The organism is Herbaspirillum sp. Sphag64 (genome assembly GCF_014192645.1).
In the GTDB taxonomy this organism is placed as follows: Bacteria; Pseudomonadota; Gammaproteobacteria; order Burkholderiales; family Burkholderiaceae_D; genus Herbaspirillum.
Genome location: NZ_JACHYE010000003.1, coordinates 196,003 through 213,860, shown reverse-complemented (window position 1 = coordinate 213,860; position 17,858 = coordinate 196,003). Strand labels below are relative to the sequence as shown.

Annotated in this window: 16 protein-coding genes; 2 read left to right on the top strand and 14 right to left on the bottom strand. The window is 58.3% G+C overall.

Going from position 1 to position 17,858, the window contains the following annotated elements:
- Positions 1–33 precede the first annotated feature (33 nt).
- The 10 genes from FHW66_RS08115 to FHW66_RS08070 are packed head-to-tail and all read right to left on the bottom strand — an operon-like array spanning position 34 to position 10,605.
- Positions 34–621, bottom strand: a complete 588-nt coding sequence (locus FHW66_RS08115; RefSeq protein WP_183379261.1) for a peroxidase-related enzyme — start codon at positions 619–621, stop codon at positions 34–36.
- A 15-nt stretch (positions 622–636) separates the two neighbouring features.
- A complete protein-coding gene (locus FHW66_RS08110) occupies positions 637–1,179 on the bottom strand; it encodes a CMD domain protein (RefSeq protein ID WP_183379260.1) in 543 nt (180 codons plus the stop codon).
- Positions 1,176–2,516: an acyl-CoA thioesterase/bile acid-CoA:amino acid N-acyltransferase family protein gene (locus FHW66_RS08105; protein WP_183379259.1), complete on the bottom strand. Its 1,341-nt coding sequence runs from the start codon at positions 2,514–2,516 to the stop codon at positions 1,176–1,178. Before FHW66_RS08105 ends, FHW66_RS08110 begins: the two co-directional genes overlap by 4 nt.
- A gap of 18 nt (positions 2,517–2,534) precedes the next feature.
- Positions 2,535–4,112: an ABC transporter substrate-binding protein gene (locus tag FHW66_RS08100; RefSeq protein ID WP_183379258.1), complete on the bottom strand. Its 1,578-nt coding sequence runs from the start codon at positions 4,110–4,112 to the stop codon at positions 2,535–2,537.
- Positions 4,113–4,171: 59 nt separating this feature from the next.
- Positions 4,172–5,191 carry an ABC transporter ATP-binding protein gene (locus FHW66_RS08095; protein WP_183379257.1) on the bottom strand — a complete coding sequence of 340 codons (1,020 nt, stop codon included), beginning with the start codon at positions 5,189–5,191 and terminating at the stop codon, positions 4,172–4,174.
- Complete coding sequence (locus FHW66_RS08090; protein WP_370543430.1) at positions 5,188–6,201, bottom strand: ABC transporter ATP-binding protein; 1,014 nt, start codon at positions 6,199–6,201, stop codon at positions 5,188–5,190. The genes FHW66_RS08095 and FHW66_RS08090 overlap by 4 nt, the downstream gene beginning before the upstream one ends.
- A complete protein-coding gene (locus FHW66_RS08085; protein ID WP_183379373.1) occupies positions 6,198–7,133 on the bottom strand; it encodes an ABC transporter permease in 936 nt (311 codons plus the stop codon). The genes FHW66_RS08090 and FHW66_RS08085 overlap by 4 nt, the downstream gene beginning before the upstream one ends.
- A gap of 38 nt (positions 7,134–7,171) precedes the next feature.
- Positions 7,172–8,146 (bottom strand): ABC transporter permease, encoded by a 975-nt coding sequence (locus FHW66_RS08080; RefSeq protein WP_183379255.1) that lies wholly within the window; start codon positions 8,144–8,146, stop codon positions 7,172–7,174.
- Positions 8,143–9,648, bottom strand: coding sequence for an NAD(P)-binding domain-containing protein (locus FHW66_RS08075; protein WP_183379254.1), 1,506 nt, complete (start codon positions 9,646–9,648; stop codon positions 8,143–8,145). Before FHW66_RS08075 ends, FHW66_RS08080 begins: the two co-directional genes overlap by 4 nt.
- A 30-nt stretch (positions 9,649–9,678) precedes the next feature.
- Positions 9,679–10,605: a LysR substrate-binding domain-containing protein gene (locus FHW66_RS08070; RefSeq protein ID WP_183379253.1), complete on the bottom strand. Its 927-nt coding sequence runs from the start codon at positions 10,603–10,605 to the stop codon at positions 9,679–9,681.
- A 239-nt stretch (positions 10,606–10,844) separates the two neighbouring features.
- Between FHW66_RS08070 and FHW66_RS08065 the strand changes: the two genes are divergently transcribed.
- Positions 10,845–12,053, top strand: coding sequence for an IscS subfamily cysteine desulfurase (locus FHW66_RS08065; protein WP_221196943.1), 1,209 nt, complete (start codon positions 10,845–10,847; stop codon positions 12,051–12,053).
- Between the two features lie 2 nt (positions 12,054–12,055).
- Here the strand turns inward: FHW66_RS08065 and FHW66_RS08060 are convergent, their stop codons facing one another.
- The 4 genes from FHW66_RS08060 to FHW66_RS08045 form a co-directional block, all read right to left on the bottom strand.
- Complete coding sequence (locus FHW66_RS08060) at positions 12,056–12,940, bottom strand: neuromedin U (RefSeq protein WP_183379252.1); 885 nt, start codon at positions 12,938–12,940, stop codon at positions 12,056–12,058.
- A gap of 266 nt (positions 12,941–13,206) precedes the next feature.
- On the bottom strand, positions 13,207–14,748 hold the full coding sequence (locus tag FHW66_RS08055) for an ATP-binding protein (protein ID WP_183379251.1): 1,542 nt from the start codon (positions 14,746–14,748) through the stop codon (positions 13,207–13,209).
- 6 nt (positions 14,749–14,754) lie between these two features.
- Complete coding sequence (locus tag FHW66_RS08050) at positions 14,755–15,468, bottom strand: response regulator (protein WP_183379250.1); 714 nt, start codon at positions 15,466–15,468, stop codon at positions 14,755–14,757.
- Positions 15,469–15,505: 37 nt separating this feature from the next.
- Positions 15,506–16,906, bottom strand: a complete 1,401-nt coding sequence (locus tag FHW66_RS08045) for an ABC transporter substrate-binding protein (protein WP_255458869.1) — start codon at positions 16,904–16,906, stop codon at positions 15,506–15,508.
- 152 nt (positions 16,907–17,058) lie between these two features.
- Between FHW66_RS08045 and FHW66_RS08040 the strand changes: the two genes are divergently transcribed.
- Complete coding sequence (locus tag FHW66_RS08040; RefSeq protein ID WP_183379249.1) at positions 17,059–17,745, top strand: hypothetical protein; 687 nt, start codon at positions 17,059–17,061, stop codon at positions 17,743–17,745.
- The last annotated feature ends 113 nt before the right edge of the window (positions 17,746–17,858 follow it).

Below are 17,858 nucleotides of genomic sequence, written 5' to 3'. Positions count from 1 at the left end.
CTCCTGATTGAAGTTTTCTGAGCTTGTCCGGGTTTACGCTGCAGGGAACACAGGCTCGCCGAGGTTGAGCATCAGCCGGTTAGCCCAGGCAAAGATGGCCACTGAATGGATCAAATCCAGGATTTCCTGCCCCGACAGACCGACCGCCTTCAGTGCCTCAATACTGGCGGCATCGACTGATTCTGGCGATTCAGTCAACGCAATGGAAAACTGCACAATCGCCTGTTCGCGCGCATCGGTACCAGCGCCGTGCGGCTCATCGAAAACTTGCTGTACCACATCGTTGCGTTTCGCCAGTTGCTCGAAGCGCTGCGCATGCACAGACGCGCAGTACACGCAGCCATTGATCCGCGATACCACCAGCGAACCTAGCTCCCGCTCCGCACGGCTCATGCCACCCGGCGCATACATGATGGCATTGAAGGCCGCCGAACGCTGACGCAGAATTTCTGGCTGATGCGCCAGAAACAGATAGTAGTCAGAGGTTTTTGCCTTGGGATGACTCTCTTCGAGTACCTTGATCTGGTCGGCACTGGCCTGTTCCAGATTGATCGTATCGAGCCACGCATCCCATTCCAGCGTGGCATTGGTAAAACCGTTTGCAGTGAGAATTTCGCTCATGATGTGGACTCGCTTTCAGTGACCGGCCAGTTGCATTGCCCGCAGACCGGCAACCACACGAATCTGGTACGAAATAAACGCAATCAATTGCGACAACGCCACCACCGCTGGCGTGCTGATTCCCGCCGCTGGCAGGCTGTGCAAGGCAGCCTTGTCACCCTCCACCGGACGCTCGGTGAGCGCACGGGTAAACAGCAGCATGGCGCGCAGACGTCCGGCAGGCAATTGCTCCGGTGTGCCATGCTCTACCACGCTCAGTTGTGACGCCTCCACCGCCAGTGCCTGCAAGCGCTGACGATAGTGCGCGGCCACGCTGTGCGCACCGGCCAGACGACAGGCATAGAGTGCTACCAGCAGGCGCTCATCGAGTCCGATATCAGGCAGTGCCGGGTCAAACAGGCTGTCATAGCTACCCTGTGTTGCCACGGCGACCTTCTCGCGCAGGTGACGTAACTGGTGCAGGCTGTTGCCGCCAGCCAAGCCAGACAGCTGATCAACCAGATCAACGGCTGGTGTCGGCTGGGTGGGTGCTTGTGGCGCGGATTGCGCTCCGTTCATGGTGCTTCCTTTCTGGACAGATGGGCCTTAACGGCCTCGCGTAAAAATTCCTGGGCCTGTTGCCAGGAGTGACGATTGGCATCGGAATTGGCGTGAGGCTCACCGCCAAGTGTGCTCAAGCGCCCTGACACCGGATGCACATAGGTGCTCTGGGTAGTTGGTACACAAGGGAACAGCACACTATGGCCTGCATGCTGATAGTCGTGCCATTGCACCGGATAGGGATGATTGGCCCTGCGCAGCGCGTCACTGATCATGCGGCAATAGATACTGGACGGCCAAGCGCCGTCGTCACCGGCCGATAACAGCAGCACCGGGGCCTGGATGCGCTCCACCGGAATCCGCGCCCGTGCCACCGCGTCCATATCACGTAAGGCCGTCAGCATCGCCAGTGCATGTCGTTGTGGCGGCAAACCTTCGTCATACGGCTGCCAGCTGGCATAGCGATTGTCCTGCCATTGATGACGTATCGGCTGACCGTTGAGTAGCCAGGCAGGACCGTCTCTGCCGACTGCCGGATCAGACGCGCTCTGCCCACTATGCACCAGTGCGCTGGGCACATAGGCCAGCACGGCAGAGACTTTTTCAGGATACGTTGCCGCCAGTAGCAGCACCAGTTCGCCGCCGCGCGATTGCCCGCTCAACGCCACAAAATCACCCAATGGCCGGACGGTGCGGCGTAACCAGTCGATGCCACGGGCGAACAGTTCCAACGGCGTATTGGAGATGTAATCCGGCAAGCCCGGCACCTTGAAATATCCGAGCGCAAACGCCGCATAACCACGGGCCGCCAGCAAGGCGGCACGTGGCGCGTTGATACCACCGCCGGAGCCGTTGAGCACCATTACTGCCGGATGCGGGCCCGGACCCGGTGGCAGGAACAAGGTCCCTACCAAACCGTCTTCGCGCACCTCATGACGCGTAACATCGGGATTCGTCAAGCGCTGCACCAGCGTGGCACTGACCCTGCCCGCCTCGTCATCTGCCAGCGCCTGCGCCTGCAAGGTCGTCATCAGCGGCTGCTCAGGCGTGGCATGGAACACCGGCTGCTGGCCGCGTTGGGGCACATCCGCTGGCAACACTGGACGTTGCGACCACAACAGGCCCATTGGTGCCACGCCGCTATAGTCTCCGGACACCGGTGGTACCCGGCTCAGATCAATATGACCGGTCACATCGGCGATGAAATAGGCATGGCTGCGCCAGACGACGTCAGCGCGCATGGTCTGGCTGGTGACCAGCACCAGTTCTCCAGCTGCTGCACCGCTGACGAGGATGCGCCGAGGCACATCTACCAGATCATTGGCCGGACTGACAGAGAGAGTGAGTTTGCTCATTGCGCGGCTAAGTCTGGTTTATTTCTGGTCCGGCGTGACCATCATCGCGGTAGTGCGATCGCTGCTGGCTGGCGTCACCTTCAGCCCCTTACGGGCGGCCCAGATGTTTTGATAGTGGAACAGCGGAATCACGCCAACATCGTCCGCAACCACTTTAGCGGCACCGCGCAAAATTGCCTCACGCTTGGCTGGATCGAATTCCTCGGTCGAGTCGGTCAGCGCCTTGTCAATTGCCGGATTGCTGTAGTGATTCCAGTTTGATGCGCCCAGCCCCTTCTTGGTATCGACGGTTGCCAATACATTGACCATCGCATAGCTGGCCTCGCCGGTGCCATTGCCCCAGGCAATCACACTCATGGCAAATTCATTCTTGTTGGCGCGCGCCGAGTAGCTAGCCCATGGCAACACCTCGACCTGCGTCTTGACGCCAATACGGGTCCAGAACTGGGCGACCGCCTGCATGGTTTCCGGTGCTTGCGGATAACGGTCATTGGGCACATCAATGGTCAGCTTGAAACCCTGCGGGAAGCCGGCCTGCGCCAGCAGCTGCTTGGCCTGATTGACATCATTGGGGATATCCTTGAGCTCCGGGTTATAACCAAAGGTACCGCTCGGCATCCACTGATTTGCCTCGGTGGCCGCCCCCTGCAGGATACGGTCGATCAAGGCCTTGCGGTTGATTGCCAGCGACAAGGCGCGACGCACACGACCATCAAGCAGGGGGTTCTTTTCCAGCGGCTTGCCGTTGTTGTCGGTGATGTAAGGCGTCGGCCCCTCGCGGAAACTCGGTTGCAGTAACAGCACACGCAAGCCGTTGTAAGCAAACACCTTGACGTTAGCAGACTGTTTGAGGCGCGCCAGATCGGAAACGGAGACCTTGTCGATCACATCCACATCGCCCGACAGCAAGGCGGCAGTACGTGCGGGTGCATTGCTGATGTAACGGTAATTGATCTTGTCCCACAGGGGCTTGGTGCCCCAGTAAGCATCGTTACGTTGCATGACGACCCGCTCGCCCGGCGTGTAAGAGACCCACTTGTAAGGACCGGTGCCGACCACCGCTGCACCACTGTTGTAGTTATCGGTGCTGGCCTTCTCGCCGACATGCTTGCTGACGATATGCACCGAGGCCAGGTTCAGTGGCAGATCGGGATTCGGGATAGTGGTCTTGATGACCAACGTCAAAGGATCCTTGGCGGTGACCGACTCCACGGTGCGCAGATAACCCGCAAAAGTCGCCAGACTGCCCGGCACATTACGTGCACGCTGGTACGAGAAGATCACGTCTTCGGCGGTAAACGGTGTGCCGTCGTGCCATTTGACGTTCGGCCGCAACTTGAATTCCCAGGTCTTGCTGTCGAGATTTTTCCAGCTCAGCGCCAGACCGGGTTGCAGCTTGTTGTAGTTATTCTCAACCAGCAAGTCCCAGAAATGCAGATCTACCGAGCGGTCGCCAGCGTAGTTGTTGAGATGCGGGTCGAGCGACGACAGCGGGTCGGCAAAAGCGATATTGAGCGATTGACCTTGCGCGCTGGTGGCTTGGACGCTGCCGATCAAGGCGATGGCGAGCAGACTGGAGAGCAGGGTTTTGTGCATGGTTCTCTTTCTGGTTCCCGATAGGTTTAAATAGCGTGAAATAAGGTTGATTCAGTGATTCAGTGATTGTGCAAATGACAGGCGCTGAGCTGCCCCGGTGCGATTTCGCGCAGCGCCGGTACCTCGCTGCGGCAGCGCGCCATTGCGTGTGGACAGCGCGGATGAAAATGGCACCCAGACGGCGGATTGAGCGGACTCGGCATTTCCCCTTCAATCGCTGCAAACTGCTTGTTACGCGCCTGCATCCGTGGCACCTCGGCCAATAGCGCCTGGGTATAAGGATGGCTGGGCTGAGAAAACAACTGCTGCACTGGCGCGCTCTCCACAATCCGACCCAGATACATGATGACAACCCGATCTGACACATGCTCGACGACGCCAAGGTCATGGCTGATGAACAGGTAAGTCAATCCCAGTTCCTCCCGCAGATCAGCAAACAGGTTCAGGATCTGCGCCTGAATCGACACATCCAGTGCTGCCACTGCCTCGTCACAGACCAGCATCTGTGGTTGCACCGCCAGTGCCCGGGCAATCCCGATACGTTGACGCTGGCCGCCACTGAATTGATGGGGATAGCGGTCGCGCAAGGCCGGATCAAGGCCAGAGCGCTGCAATTGCACGCAGACGTAATCATCAAGTCCGGCGCGATCGGTCATCCCATGAATCAGCGCCGCCTCGCCGACGATCTGATCAACGCGCAAACGCGGATTCAAGCTGGCATACGGATTCTGGAAAATCATCTGGATCTGCCGCCGCGCCGCGTGCTGTTGGGCGGCATTGAGCGCCGTGCGATCGATGCCGTTGACCAGCACCTCCCCAGCCGATGGCGACAACAGGCCGGTTACGATCCGGCCCAGCGTGGACTTGCCGCAACCGGATTCGCCCACCAACCCGACCACCTCACCCGGCATCACCCGCAGATCAACCGCTTCCAGCGCCTGCGTGACGGCGCCGGGCTGGAGCCAGCCACGCGCCTGCAGTTGCCGTGCGAGCCAGCCGGATTGGCGCTCACCAAAGCGTTTATTGACCGAACAAGCTTCCACCAATGGTAAGACGTTTTTGCGCTGCTCAGCGGTCATGCCTTCGCTCCTTCTGCTACACCTGCCAGACCTGCAACTGCGGGATAAAAACAACGTAGCAAATGCCCCGGCTCTGGCTCGCTGATGCCCGGCTGTTGCAGGCACGCTTCACCGACCCGCTCGCAGCGGGCAGCAAATGCGCAAGTCGGCGGCAAGTGCAACAGATTCGGCGTCAAGCCGCGGATCTGGCGCAGCCGCTGGCCGCGCACATTGTTACTCGGCAAACTACCAATCAAGCCCCGCGTGTAAGGATGCAAGGGGCGATCCAGCACCGCATCCACACTGCCCTGCTCGACGATGCGTCCGCAATACATCACCGCAATCTGGTCCGCCAGCCCGGCCACGACGGACAGATCATGGCTGATCCAGATCAGCGCCGTTCCATGCTGACGCGCCAGCGTTTGTACCTGCGCCAGAATCTGCGCCTGTATCGTTACATCGAGTGCCGTCGTCGGTTCATCAGCAATAATCAGATCAGGCTTATGCAGCATCGCAATAGCGATTGCCACGCGCTGACGCATGCCGCCCGACAACTGATGCGGGTACGCTTGCAGGCGTTGCTCCGGGCTGGCGATACCCATCATGCCCAAGGTATCACGCGCCAGCGTTCTGGCTTCCTCACGGCTGCACTGGCGATGCGCCAGCACAGCATCGACCATCTGCGCCTCGACCCGCAACACCGGGTTCAAGGTCATCATCGGATCCTGAAAAATCATCGCAATCCGGTTGCCCTGCAATTGACGCAAATCGCGTTTGCGCAGTGTCAACAGATTGCGGCCCTGAAACAGCACTTCACCGCCGACCACCCGCCCCGGCGCATCGAGCAATCCAAGAATCGAAAATCCGGTCACACTCTTGCCCGAGCCAGATTCGCCAACCAGGCCCAGAATCTGCCCGCGTTCCAGACGCAGCGACACATCGTCGACCGCTGGCAAGATACCGTCCGGCGTAAAAAATTGGGTACGCAAATGGCGCACTTCCAGCGTTGGTGCTGTCACAGGGAGTCTCATTTCTGCCATCGGGGATTCATCACATCACGCAAACGGTCGCCCACCAGGTTGATCGCCACAATCACGACCAGCAGCGCCATACCGGGATAAAAGCTGATCCAGTATTCGCCGGACAACATGGTCTGGTAACCATTGGCAATCAACAGTCCCAGCGATGGCTCGGTAATCGGCACACCCAGACCCAGAAAGCTCAGCGTCGCCTCCAGCGTCACCGCACGGGCGATCTGCAAGGTACCGATTACCAGCAACGGCGGCAGGCAATTCGGCAAGATATGGCGCACCATGATGTGCCAACCCGATACGCCCAGCCCGCGCGCTGCCTCGACGTATTCCTTTTGCCGTTCCACCAGCGCCTGCGCACGCGCGGTGCGAGCGTAGTAGGCCCATTCCAGTACCACCAGCGTCAGCATCACGTTACCAATACCCTTGCCCAGATAGGCCAGAATCAGCATCGACACCAGAATCGAGGGGAACGACAGCACCAGATCAGCCAGACGCATCAAGAGCGTATCGACCTTGCCACCGGCATACGCTGCCAACAAGCCAATGAGTGTTCCGATCACGCCGGCCAGCACCGCCGAACCGACGCCAATACCAATACTGATGCGCAAGCCATACAGAATGCCGGAGACCAGATCGCGCCCCTGACCATCGGTCCCTAACCAGTAATGGAAAGTGCCCAGTCCGTTCAGACTACCGGGCGACAAGCGCGCATCGAGCACATCGAGCTGCATCAGGTCATAGGGATTTTGTGGCGTTATCCAGGGCGCCGCTAGCGCCGCCAGCATCAGTAAGGTCGCCACCAGCAAACCGAACATCGCCGCACGCGAAGCGACAAAGCTACGCAAGACGCGTCGCCACGGCGACTCCCGACGTGGCGCGGCAAAGGCCGACAAGGCGGCCACACGCGCCCGTACCTCGTCCTGCGTCATTGTGCCTGCAACGTCCCGCAGGTGTTTATCCTGAGCGCTCATGCCTTGAGCTCCTGCCGTACGCGTGGATCCATCAGCTTGTAGAGCAGATCAACGATCAGGTTGATGCTCACGAACAGACATACGATCACCATCATGTAAGCCACAATTACCGGCCGGTCGAGTGCATTGATGCTATCCAGAATCAGCTTGCCAGCGCCGGGCCAGGCAAAGATACTTTCGGTCACCACCGCGAAAGCAATAGTCGAGCCAAACTCCATGCCGAGCACCGTCACCAGTGGAATCAAGGTATTGCGCAACACATACATCAGAATCACCCGCAGCGGTGCCAGGCCCTTGGCCCGCGCAAAGCGCACGTAATCCATCGGCATCACCTCACGCACGTTGGCGCGGGTCAGTCGGATCACCAGTGAAATCTTGAACAACGATAAATTCAGCGCAGGCAAAATCAGATGCCGCCAGCCGTCGATCGTGAGCCACGACCATTGCACGCCCAGCCAGCTGGCGGTGGCACCACGCCCCCCCGACGGCAACCAGCCCAGCGTGACGCTGAAGGCCATGATCAGCATCAGGCCAATCCAGAAGGTCGGTAATGAAAAGCCCAGAATGCTGCCCGTCATGACCAGTCGAGACAATGGATGCTGCGGATAGAGCCCGGCCAGCAAGCCCAAAGGAATCCCGCATAACAATGCCAATAGCAAGGCCAGCACGGCCAGCTCCAGCGTAGCAGGCAAGCGTTGCAGCATGAGACCGATCGCCGGTTCGTTATACACAAAGCTGTTCCCCAGATTGCCGTGCAGAGCGCCATTGAGGAAGGCCAGATACTGACGTCCGATAGTTTGATCCAGCCCCAGCTGATGGATAATGCGCACCCGATCCACCTGATCTACATCCTGCCCGATCAGGGTATCGACCGGATTGCCGATCATGTGCAAGCCAAAGAACACGATCACCGTCATCAGCAACAACACCGCCAGCGCCTGCAACAGGCTGCGTACCAATGGCCCGATCACGGTGTTGCTTCCTGCAGGATGGGTGCAGGGCGGACGTCTTCCTGCCCCGGCTTCCAGGCTTGCCACTCATCACCGCGTAGTTCCGGCTCAGCATAGGCCTCGATATTGCGGTAGTGGAATTCAATATCTTCCTGGTAGAACAAGGCGGCAATCCCTTGCGCCAGACGCTGTGCACCATCGCTGATGGCGGGGATGTCGCCCGACAGCGTGCCATGACTGAGTACCGCCGGGTAACAGAAACAATGAACCCGTTCCAGCCCCGGCAAAGCGCCCGGCTGCGCTTGCTGAAACTCAAATACCGGCCCGAGATCCGGCAAGGCGGAGAGCTCAGCATCTTCCTCACCGGCCTGTGGCGTGTAGCGTGCTGCCCAGGGTCGGATATGCGGCGCAATGGCGTCAAATTCAGGACGCTGGCTCCAGTCCACCCGAAAGCCGGTGGAGAAAATCAGAAAATCATAGGCAAATACGCCGCGAGGGGTGTGTACCTGCACCCCGTCACCCGTGCTGACGATGCGCTCAATCGGCGCGCCAAAAATAAAACGGGTATTGGCAAAGCGCGACACCCGGCTCACACTGGCCGTCGGAGGCGGCGTCTGCTGAATGTTGACGTAATGACGGATGCGCCATTTCCAGGCATCCGGCAACTGCAGATGTCCATGCGTCAGGCCGGGGTTGCCGGCGCCCTTACCCTTGTTGATGCGCGGCAGCTCAGTGCGCCGGATCAGCAGGTCGACGCTGGCAGCGCCACACTCAAGCGCCGTCGCCGCGCTATCCATCGACGACGAACCGGCACCGATCACGCCAATCCGTTTGCCAGCCAGTTGCTGGTAATCCATTGCATCCGACGAGTGTGCCCACAGTGTGCGCGGCACCTCTTTGGCGATCTCCGGCAATTGCGCACCACCGAGGCCATCACGGCCGGTCGCCAACACTACCCGGCGTGCCAGCACGACCTGCTCACCGGCAGGTGTCTGTAACTGCAGCTGCACCACACCATCGGGCTGCGGCAGGATGCCCTTGACCCGGTGTTCGTTGCGGATATCCAGCTTCAATACCTGCCGATACCAACGCAAATAATCCATCCATTGCAAACGCGGAATCTTGTCCAGCGCCTCCCACGCCTCCAGACCAAACTGCGCCTCGAACCAGGCGCGAAAGGTCAAGGCACCAAAGCCCAAGGCCGGGCCGGTCAGCTTCTTGGGAGAGCGCAGCGTTTCCATGCGCGCCGTAGTCGCCCACGGTCCTTCAAAGCCAGCGGGCGACTGATCGAAAATCACAGCAGGGATTCCCAGATGCAGCAAGGAGGCAGCCGCTGCCATCCCGGCCTGACCGCCGCCAATAATAGCCACCTCCAGCAACGGCTGGGCGTCACGGGTCAGGCTTGGCATCCATGCCTTGGCCGGTAGCTCCAGCCAATCAAGCTCCTGCTGCAGCCTTGCCTCCAGAGCTGCCAATCCGATTGGCGCGTTAGTCTGATCCTGCTTGTCTGTCTGGTTCACCATGATCGGCCTCTTGTCTTACTGATTTGATCGTTACAGCAACTCGTCATGCGCGCCGGCAGCACGCTTGACGAAGCCCGGCAAAATCGTCTTTGACGCCGCTTCCACGGCGTCAATCAAGGCGGCGGTCAGATGATCGACCGGCTTGCCAAAAGGCGTCACAACGCCAAAATAAAAGGGAATATTGACCGCCAGCGCGCGGATTGCAACGCCTTCGATTGGCATACCCAGCGCCGTCATAGGCTCTACCAGCGCGATGCCTAAACCCGCGTGCGCGGCCATCATGGCGTTCAGTGAGGTGTTGGTTTCAATCGACACAGCCAGTGGCTTGTCTTGCGCCAGCGCCATATCGATCCGTTGCCGCAGCCGATAACGATTGGACATGGTAATCAGCGGCTGGCTGCGTAAATCCTCAAGCGAGAGCGTCGCCAATGCCGCCAGTGGGTGATCGGCGCGCAGTACCGCCACGCAAGGGGCCTGCCCGACCCAGTGCAGCTCCAGGCCGCGATGCGCGACCGGCAAGCTGGTCAGCCCCAGATTCACCGTACGGTGCAATACGGCATACACCACCTGCTCGGCCGAGGCGCTGCGAAGTTGAACATGTGCCGGCAACTGGTCCTGTACCAGCCGCAAGGCTGCTGGCGCTATGGTTGAGGCCAGCGCCGGGGTCGCCACCAGATGCAAAGGTTGCGGCTCACCACGTCCGATCTCTTCAGCCCGGCTGCGAATGGTGCGCAAGCCCACCAGCGAGCGCTCCACCTCTTCATACAGCAGAAAGGCCTTGTCAGTCGGCGTCACTCGTGGGCCGTTGCGGTCAAACAGCGGATAACCCAGCTCACTCTCGAGCTCCTGAATCGCCTTGCTGACGGCCGGTTGCGAACGGCCAAGGCTGCGCCCGGCTCCGGTAACGCTGCCAATGGTCATGACGGCCGAGAAGGCTTCGAGTTGATTGATATCCATGCGACACTGTTTTATACGATTTTCGAATTATAGGTCGATCTATATTCGAATTTAGTATAATCATTTCGCATAAGTTAATGCGAAAAAATAGCGATTGAATTGTCGAACTATCGCGACTCTGCATGTCCAAAAGTTGGAAAATCATGCATTGAAATGACTTTATATTCGTTTTTCAACTAACCGTTTTGGACTATGCTTATAGTTTCGCTGTCGTTAGCCCTCTTTTGAATGCCGCCGCCATGAACGCCCCTGCCTGTACCAGCTCCCTCACTGACTCCGTCGCGCCAGCCACTGACGTGCAATTGCCTATCTATCTGGATTACTCGGCCACTACACCGGTAGACCCGATTGTCGCCACCAAAATGTGCATCTTTCTGACGGAAAAGTTTGGCAATCCGGCCAGCAGCTCCCATACCTTCGGCTGGGAAGCCAAGGCCGCGGTTGAAAAGGCACGCAAACAGGTCGCCAAGCTGATTGGTGCGCAGACCAGTGAAATTGTCTGGACCTCAGGGGCCACCGAGTCCAATAATCTGGCGCTCAAGGGCGCCGCGACAGCACTGCGCGCACAGGGACGTGGCAAGCATCTGATCACCGTCGCTACCGAACACAAGGCAGTACTCGATACCATGCAAACGCTGGCACGTAGCGGCTTTGACGTGACCGTACTGCAACCGCAAGCGGATGGCCTGATCAGCACCGCGCAATTCGAAGCTGCACTGCGCGAGGACACCATCCTGGCGTCGGTCATGATGGTCAACAATGAAATTGGCGTGATTCAACCGATTGCCGAACTCGGCGAACTCTGCGCCGCCCGCGGCATCGTGTTCCATGTCGATGCGGTACAGGCGGCTGGCAAGCTGCCGATTGACCTGCGTTCACTCAAGGTCGACCTGATGTCCTTCAGCGCCCACAAGATCTATGGTCCTAAGGGCATCGGAGCGCTGTTTGTACGCCACAATCCGGCACTCGCACTGGAAGCCCAGATTGATGGTGGTGGTCACGAAAACGGGATGCGTTCCGGTACGCTGGCTACGCATCAGATTGTTGGCATGGGCGAAGCCTTTGCGCTGGCATCGAGCCTGATGGAAGAAGAAACGGTACGCATTACCGCGCTGCGCACACGCTTGTGGGATGGCTTGCGCGATCTGCCCGGCGTGATCTTGAATGGCCACGCTGAGCAACGTATTGCGCATAACCTGAATGTGAGCTTCGATATCGATCTGGGGCCTGGCATGACGGTTGCCAACCAGTTGCTCGACATTGCGGTCTCGGCCGGCTCGGCCTGTAACTCAGCCAATGCGGCACCATCCTATGTTCTGGCTGCCTTAGGTCGTTCCGAGGCGTTGGCACGCAGCGCCATCCGGATCTCCCTCGGCCGTTATACGACAGCGGCTGAAGTCGACTACACCATTGCGACTTTACGCAAGCTGTTGCAGCCGACTGGCTGAGATCAACGCGGGAACATGAAGGTCATCTGGAAGCGAACGTTCCACTTCGGGCCGCCGTCTGGCCGCTCCACGTTATAAAAGGCGGTCAGGATACTCGTCACCGGCTGATTGCCGAGCCTGAATGTCCGGCCTCCGCCACCGCCCACCGGAACTGTCCATTTGTTGCCACCGGTAGCCTTCCAGTCGGCCGTGATCAACGGCGCGCTCTGCACGAACCAGCCGTCACTGTAGTTATAGTTGATGAATGGCTGAAAAGACATCTGGCTGACCGTGTTGCGATCACTGTCTCCCGCTACCGACCAGATATTGTTGAGCAAGCCGCCAAACACCCAGGGGCCACTAAACTGCACCCCAACAAACGAGGGCCCCAGCCCTAATTTCCCAGAGCCATAAGCTTTGCTGGACGCGGTTGGATACGATACGATCGGCCCGGCACCCCAGACCTGCCCGGCATTGGAGAACTCATTGGGGGAAAAGAAATACGATTGCTGGATATCCCCTAATGCCCAGCGCTGCACACCATTTGGTGGGGCCGAGAGTGCGACAACCGGCAAGATGGTGCGCGTGATCAGATTCCAGTCTTCGTTGATCCGAAAGGGAATCACAGGTTGAATCAGCAGTGAGTTCAGCGTCGCCCCATTCTCAAGCCGCTGCATATTATTCTGGAACGGCAGGCTGATCATCGTCGAGACGGGGTTTTGCGCAGCACGCACCAGATCATCAACGGAGTCATCTTCATGTGGATGCAGCGCATCAGCCTGTGCGGCACCAAACATTAGCAATGCCAGTGTCAGTATGAGTAACATCAGCACTTCCCGACTCGCGCTGGCTAAGCCTATCAACACGGCACGTGCTAGCTCCCCTCCTATGCGGATACGCTTGTTCATGGCATTCCCCTTTTGTCGGCAGTGGACCAGATTGCCGCCGTCACAGCGACGTCTGGATTCAGGGGCATCGTATTACCAAGTATCGAGATGACACCACTACGATTCCCGACTGTTGCAAAAATCTCAATCCGTGACAAACAGAGACGCAAATGCGCATTCGCTCAGGGCCGGAAAGACCGTCAGCTCCCGAGTCTGACAGGTGGCGCTGGCATCCGGCCATATTGGATAGTAGGATTTAAGACCTCGCGCGATAGCGATAGCGCAATTCAGCGCGCAGGAAGAATGACAGTCGCAATCAATCCCCCCTCGGGGTGATTGCGCAACAGCAGCTCACCGCCGTGAGCCTGTACGATATTGCGGGAAATACCCAGTCCCAGGCCCATCCCGGTGCTATTACTACTACGTCCATGTTCGAGCCGTACATAGGGCTGGAACAAACTGCTGAGCGCTTCTTCAGGGACGCCGGGACCATGATCGCGGAGTTCGATTTCAACCAGATCGCTGCCCGCTGACGGTTGCTGGCGAATCGTAATCTCCACCTTCTTGCCGTAAAACAGCGCATTGTCGAACAGATTGCCCAAGGCCCGTTTAAGTGCCAGTGGTTTCGCCATCACATTGATGCCGGACGGCGTGAAGGCAATTTCATGGCCCGCCATGGCAGCATCACGAATCATGCGGCCAATCAACGCATCGAGCCTCACCTCGGTTCGGTTTTCGTGGATGTCGCTATCCTTGACCGACTGCAGCGCCCCCTTGACCATCATGTCCAGCTCATCCAGATCATCATGGAACTCCGTGCGCATGTGATCATCATCAAGCAACTCGGTACGCAGCTTGAGCCGCGTGATTGGCGTACGCAAGTCATGCGAGATCGAGACAAACAAACGCTCGCGGTCTTCCAGATAGCGCTTGATACGTTCGCGCATACCGGAGAAGGCGCGCGCCGTCTTGACGAACTCGCGGCTGCCGGTTTCCGGCAACTCGGGAACGGTTTCGCCCTTGCCAAATGCTTCAGCAGCATCCGACAAGGCTTCCAGCGGGCGCGTCGTCCAGCGCACCACCAAAATCGTCAGCAACAGAATCGCTGCCAGTGACAAGCCCTGCAGCACAGCGCGGTCCAGCCAGAGCGGATTGCCACTATCCAGAAAATACGGGTTCGGCATCAACGCTGCCAGATACAGCCACTTGCCAGTCTCCAAGCGGGTTTGAATCACCAGCACCGGCGCCGGATTCGGCTTGACCAGTAAAATGTGCTGTACCCAGCTCTCTGGCAGGTCACCAATTTTCAGGCCATCGCTGGCAACCTGTAACTTGTCGGGCCAGGCAAAGTCCAGACGAAAGTCGGGTAGAAACGGCAAATCTTCCTTGAGGGTGTCACTGGCTTCGTTGACGGCCAGATCGGCCAGATGATTGCCGCCGATGGCGGTGATGGGCACCAGATCATCATTGGACGCGATAAAAAACCGGGTGCCGCCCATTTCCCGCAGTTGCTGGATCATGATGGGCCGATAATTGGCAGGCAAGCTCATGAAATAACGGATCGCAGCGGCCGCGCTATGGGCCAGATGACGGGCAGCAATCCGGGTTTCACTCTCAGACTTGGAGCGTAGCTGGGCAGCCCAGATCAGCCCACCCGCCAGTTGCGTCACCAGCACCCCCAGAATCATCACTACCGACAAGCGCCCCAGCAAGGAATTCGGTAGTACCGCGTTGAGTAGCGCTACCAGCTTCACCTTGAGCCGTGCGCCAGTACTTAGCGGTGCCTTGGGAGCAAGCTCTGGCTTGACCACGAAATCATCGACTGGCATAGCGCCTCACGCTGCCGCCACCGTCACATCAGCCGAAAACACATAGCCTGCGCCACGCACCGTCTTGATCAGGTGCGGCTGCTTGCCATCGTCGTTCAAGCGTAGCCGCAACTTGCTGATCTGCACGTCCAGCGAGCGGTCCAGCGGACCAGCATCGCGGCCGCGGGTTTCTTCCGAGAGCACATTGCGGTCCAGCACATCGCCGGGATGTTCGACAAAATACTTGAGCAATTGATAATCCATGCCCGTCAGCGGCACCAACTGCCCAGCACTATCGAGCAAGGTACGCTCGACGGTATCGAGCGTGAAGCCGACAAAGCGATAAAAGCGCGGCAAACTGTTCGTCTCCACGCCCATGCGGCGATGAATTGCCTTGATTCGCGCCAGCAACTCACGCGGGCTATAAGGCTTGGCAATGTAATCATCGGCACCCAGTTCCAGCCCGACCACCCGATCAGTCTCATCCGAACTGGCGGTCAGCATGATGATCGGTACATTCGATTTGTGACGCACCGTTTTGCACAAAGCAAAGCCATCGGTGTCAGGCAACATCACGTCCAGAATCACCAGGGACAGTTCATCGGCATAGCGCTGAAACTCGGCCAGAAATGTTTCACCGTTGTGTGCCAGACGCACCTCGTACTGGTTTTTCTCCAGATACGCCTTGAGTAGCGTACGGGTCTTCTGGTCATCATCAACGATCAGGATCTTGCGGGTCATGACAGGCTTTCGTTCTCAGTTGGTGCTCAATGGATATTCAATCACCCCTGGCCGTATGCGGCAAGGCGCGTGCAATCGATATCAGGCGTTGCTGTGCTTCCAGTTCGCTGACGCGTTCATCCGTGAAAAAGCGGCGCACCTCGGCGCTGATGGCATCCTTGGTGGTCTCATCGGTCGCCATCCGGTGCACCAGACTCGGCGCCTGTGACGCCGCGCCCTTGCTGAAGGTGCGCCAGCTATTGGTAGAACAACGATCCATACGGTTCAGGTCCGGCGTGCGCCAGACCGAAATGGTGCCTTTGAAGCGGTTGTAATCGGCCTGTACAGCTGGCGACATCATCAGCTGCGCCAGCACTTCCTGCGCTGGCTGGTGCGAATAGTCGCCAGCAAACATGGCCAGCGTATCGATACTGTACAAATGATAATCAGCGGTCCCGGGTACGGCGGCGCAACCAAACTGTTGATCCACGTTCAGGCCCCATGCATTGAATTCGCCCTTGACCCAGTCACCCATGATGAACATCGCTGCACGGCCATCAGCCAGGCTATGGGCCACCTCGGTCCATGGCCGCTCCGTAACCGGCTGCGGCATGAACTGGCGCAACTTGCGCAAACGCTTGAGGATATGCAGCAGGCGCGGGTCGGCGAAGGCTTTGGGACTGACGTCCACAAACAGCTGCCGGTAATAGGCTGGACCACTCTCGGACAGGGCCAGCGTCTCAAACAGAGTGGCTACCTGCCACGTTTCACTGCTCTGCGCCAGCGGCGTGATACCAGCCTGCTGCAGACGCGTTGCGACCTGATCAAACTCGTCCCAACTGGTCGGCGGCGTCATTCCCAGGCGTTTGAAAATGGCCGTGTTGTAATACAGATTATTAATGCGGTGAATCCCTAACGGCGCGGCGACGACATGGCCGTGATTATTGACCAGCGACCAGACCGTCGGGAACAGCAGCTTTTGCCAGCTGCCCTGTGTCGCTACCCGATCCAGCTCCAGCAGCAGACCAAGGTCAGACCATTCGCCAAAGATCACACCGTTCAACTGCGTGACCTCAGGTGCATTACCCGCCAGGACCATGCTTTTGAGTACCTTGCCGGCACCGATCCCGGCGCCGCCAGGAATGGCTGCGTCGCGCCATTGAATATTCTGCTCGGCGAGCTTATTGATCAGTACCGAGACAGCCCGGCGCTCACCGTCCGAAGTCCACCAGTGCACCACCTGTAAGGAAGATGGTGCCGGGAAATTCTGAGTTGTCGGTGTTGTTACTACAGGTGAGGGAATCGTGCCTATGATGGTGCTTGCAGCAGGCGGGTTTAGCGCCGCCGCAAGGCAACACTCGTGCCCGCCCGCCGCCATCACAAACGATGTCGGTAGCAGCAAGGTAGTCACCACGCGTAGCAGACGGTGCCGCATATCTCCCATGACCTCTGGTCTCATTTTTATCATTATGGTGCGCATCGAAAAGCGCAGGAGACTATAGCTGAGGCCGCTGGTTTAAGCAATTTACCAAGCACGGATCGAAATTTAGTTGCGAAAATATCGGTTAAATACGAGAACATCTATCCCCTACCTTCCTTACTGGAGTTGTCATGCTCATCAGCAATCGTGGCGCGATCGCCTCCGAACCCCAGCCAGATCCATCCGTTACGCTGAGAGTAGATTTATCCAGGCGCATCTTGGCCCGCAAGCTGCTTTGCGTCAGCAGCAGCTCCGGCCTGCCTGGTGCAATCGCCAAGGGATCCGAGCCAACAGACATCACGTTGAGCGAGTGTAAATTACTGGATGTGCTCCTGAAGCGAATCAACCGTCTTTTAGAACTAGCGCCCCGAATGGCAAAGGCCAGATGGAATAACAAGATATCGGGAGAGACACGCGAACAGAAAGAGCAGAAGTTGGCAGAAATTGAGCAGGCCATGTCAGCGGCAGATCCGGCGGAGCGACAATTCGTGCGGCGCTTTTTCCAGAGCCAGTTCCACGCCGGCAGTATGCTCCAGCTAACCCTGGAGAAAGACTGGAAGCGCATTCCCAGTCATTTCAACGATCCTCCCGACTTCGACGTCCTCTCGCAGACATTCAGGCAGCGCACGTTCGAGCTGCTGACCGCACTAAGAGAGGCACGGCCCCTGCTGGCACGAAGCAGTGCCCGTCAGTATCTCCAGCTGCGCGAGCTGGAGCTGACAGTCCCTGCCGTCAGAAACGTAGTACGCCATGAAATGTTGCGGGTACTGCTCAATCCCGGATTCATACCGACAGCAGTATCGAACCGCGACAATTAACAGAGCTCATGTTTTGTAAAGAAGTGTGATGTTTTCTTTCCTTGTCTAAACAATCTCTCCTCGCTTTACATACAGCCAGTCTCCCCGCATAGCCTTTACCACTGTGCCATCAG

Excerpts from the sequence above, each read along its gene's own strand:
- FHW66_RS08115 (WP_183379261.1), bottom strand. The coding sequence starts at position 621 with ATGAGCGAAATTCTCACTGCAAACGGTTTTACCAATGCCACGCTGGAA.
- FHW66_RS08110 (WP_183379260.1), bottom strand. The coding sequence starts at position 1,179 with ATGAACGGAGCGCAATCCGCGCCACAAGCACCCACCCAGCCGACACCA.
- FHW66_RS08105 (WP_183379259.1), bottom strand. The coding sequence starts at position 2,516 with ATGAGCAAACTCACTCTCTCTGTCAGTCCGGCCAATGATCTGGTAGAT.
- FHW66_RS08100 (WP_183379258.1), bottom strand. The coding sequence starts at position 4,112 with ATGCACAAAACCCTGCTCTCCAGTCTGCTCGCCATCGCCTTGATCGGC.
- FHW66_RS08095 (WP_183379257.1), bottom strand. The coding sequence starts at position 5,191 with ATGACCGCTGAGCAGCGCAAAAACGTCTTACCATTGGTGGAAGCTTGT.
- FHW66_RS08090 (WP_370543430.1), bottom strand. The coding sequence starts at position 6,201 with ATGAGACTCCCTGTGACAGCACCAACGCTGGAAGTGCGCCATTTGCGT.
- FHW66_RS08085 (WP_183379373.1), bottom strand. The coding sequence starts at position 7,133 with ATGACGCAGGACGAGGTACGGGCGCGTGTGGCCGCCTTGTCGGCCTTT.
- FHW66_RS08075 (WP_183379254.1), bottom strand. The coding sequence starts at position 9,648 with ATGGTGAACCAGACAGACAAGCAGGATCAGACTAACGCGCCAATCGGA.
- FHW66_RS08070 (WP_183379253.1), bottom strand. The coding sequence starts at position 10,605 with ATGGATATCAATCAACTCGAAGCCTTCTCGGCCGTCATGACCATTGGC.
- FHW66_RS08065 (WP_221196943.1), top strand. The coding sequence starts at position 10,845 with ATGAACGCCCCTGCCTGTACCAGCTCCCTCACTGACTCCGTCGCGCCA.
- FHW66_RS08060 (WP_183379252.1), bottom strand. The coding sequence starts at position 12,940 with ATGAACAAGCGTATCCGCATAGGAGGGGAGCTAGCACGTGCCGTGTTG.
- FHW66_RS08055 (WP_183379251.1), bottom strand. The coding sequence starts at position 14,748 with ATGCCAGTCGATGATTTCGTGGTCAAGCCAGAGCTTGCTCCCAAGGCA.
- FHW66_RS08050 (WP_183379250.1), bottom strand. The coding sequence starts at position 15,468 with ATGACCCGCAAGATCCTGATCGTTGATGATGACCAGAAGACCCGTACG.
- FHW66_RS08045 (WP_255458869.1), bottom strand. The coding sequence starts at position 16,906 with ATGAGACCAGAGGTCATGGGAGATATGCGGCACCGTCTGCTACGCGTG.
- FHW66_RS08040 (WP_183379249.1), top strand. The coding sequence starts at position 17,059 with ATGCTCATCAGCAATCGTGGCGCGATCGCCTCCGAACCCCAGCCAGAT.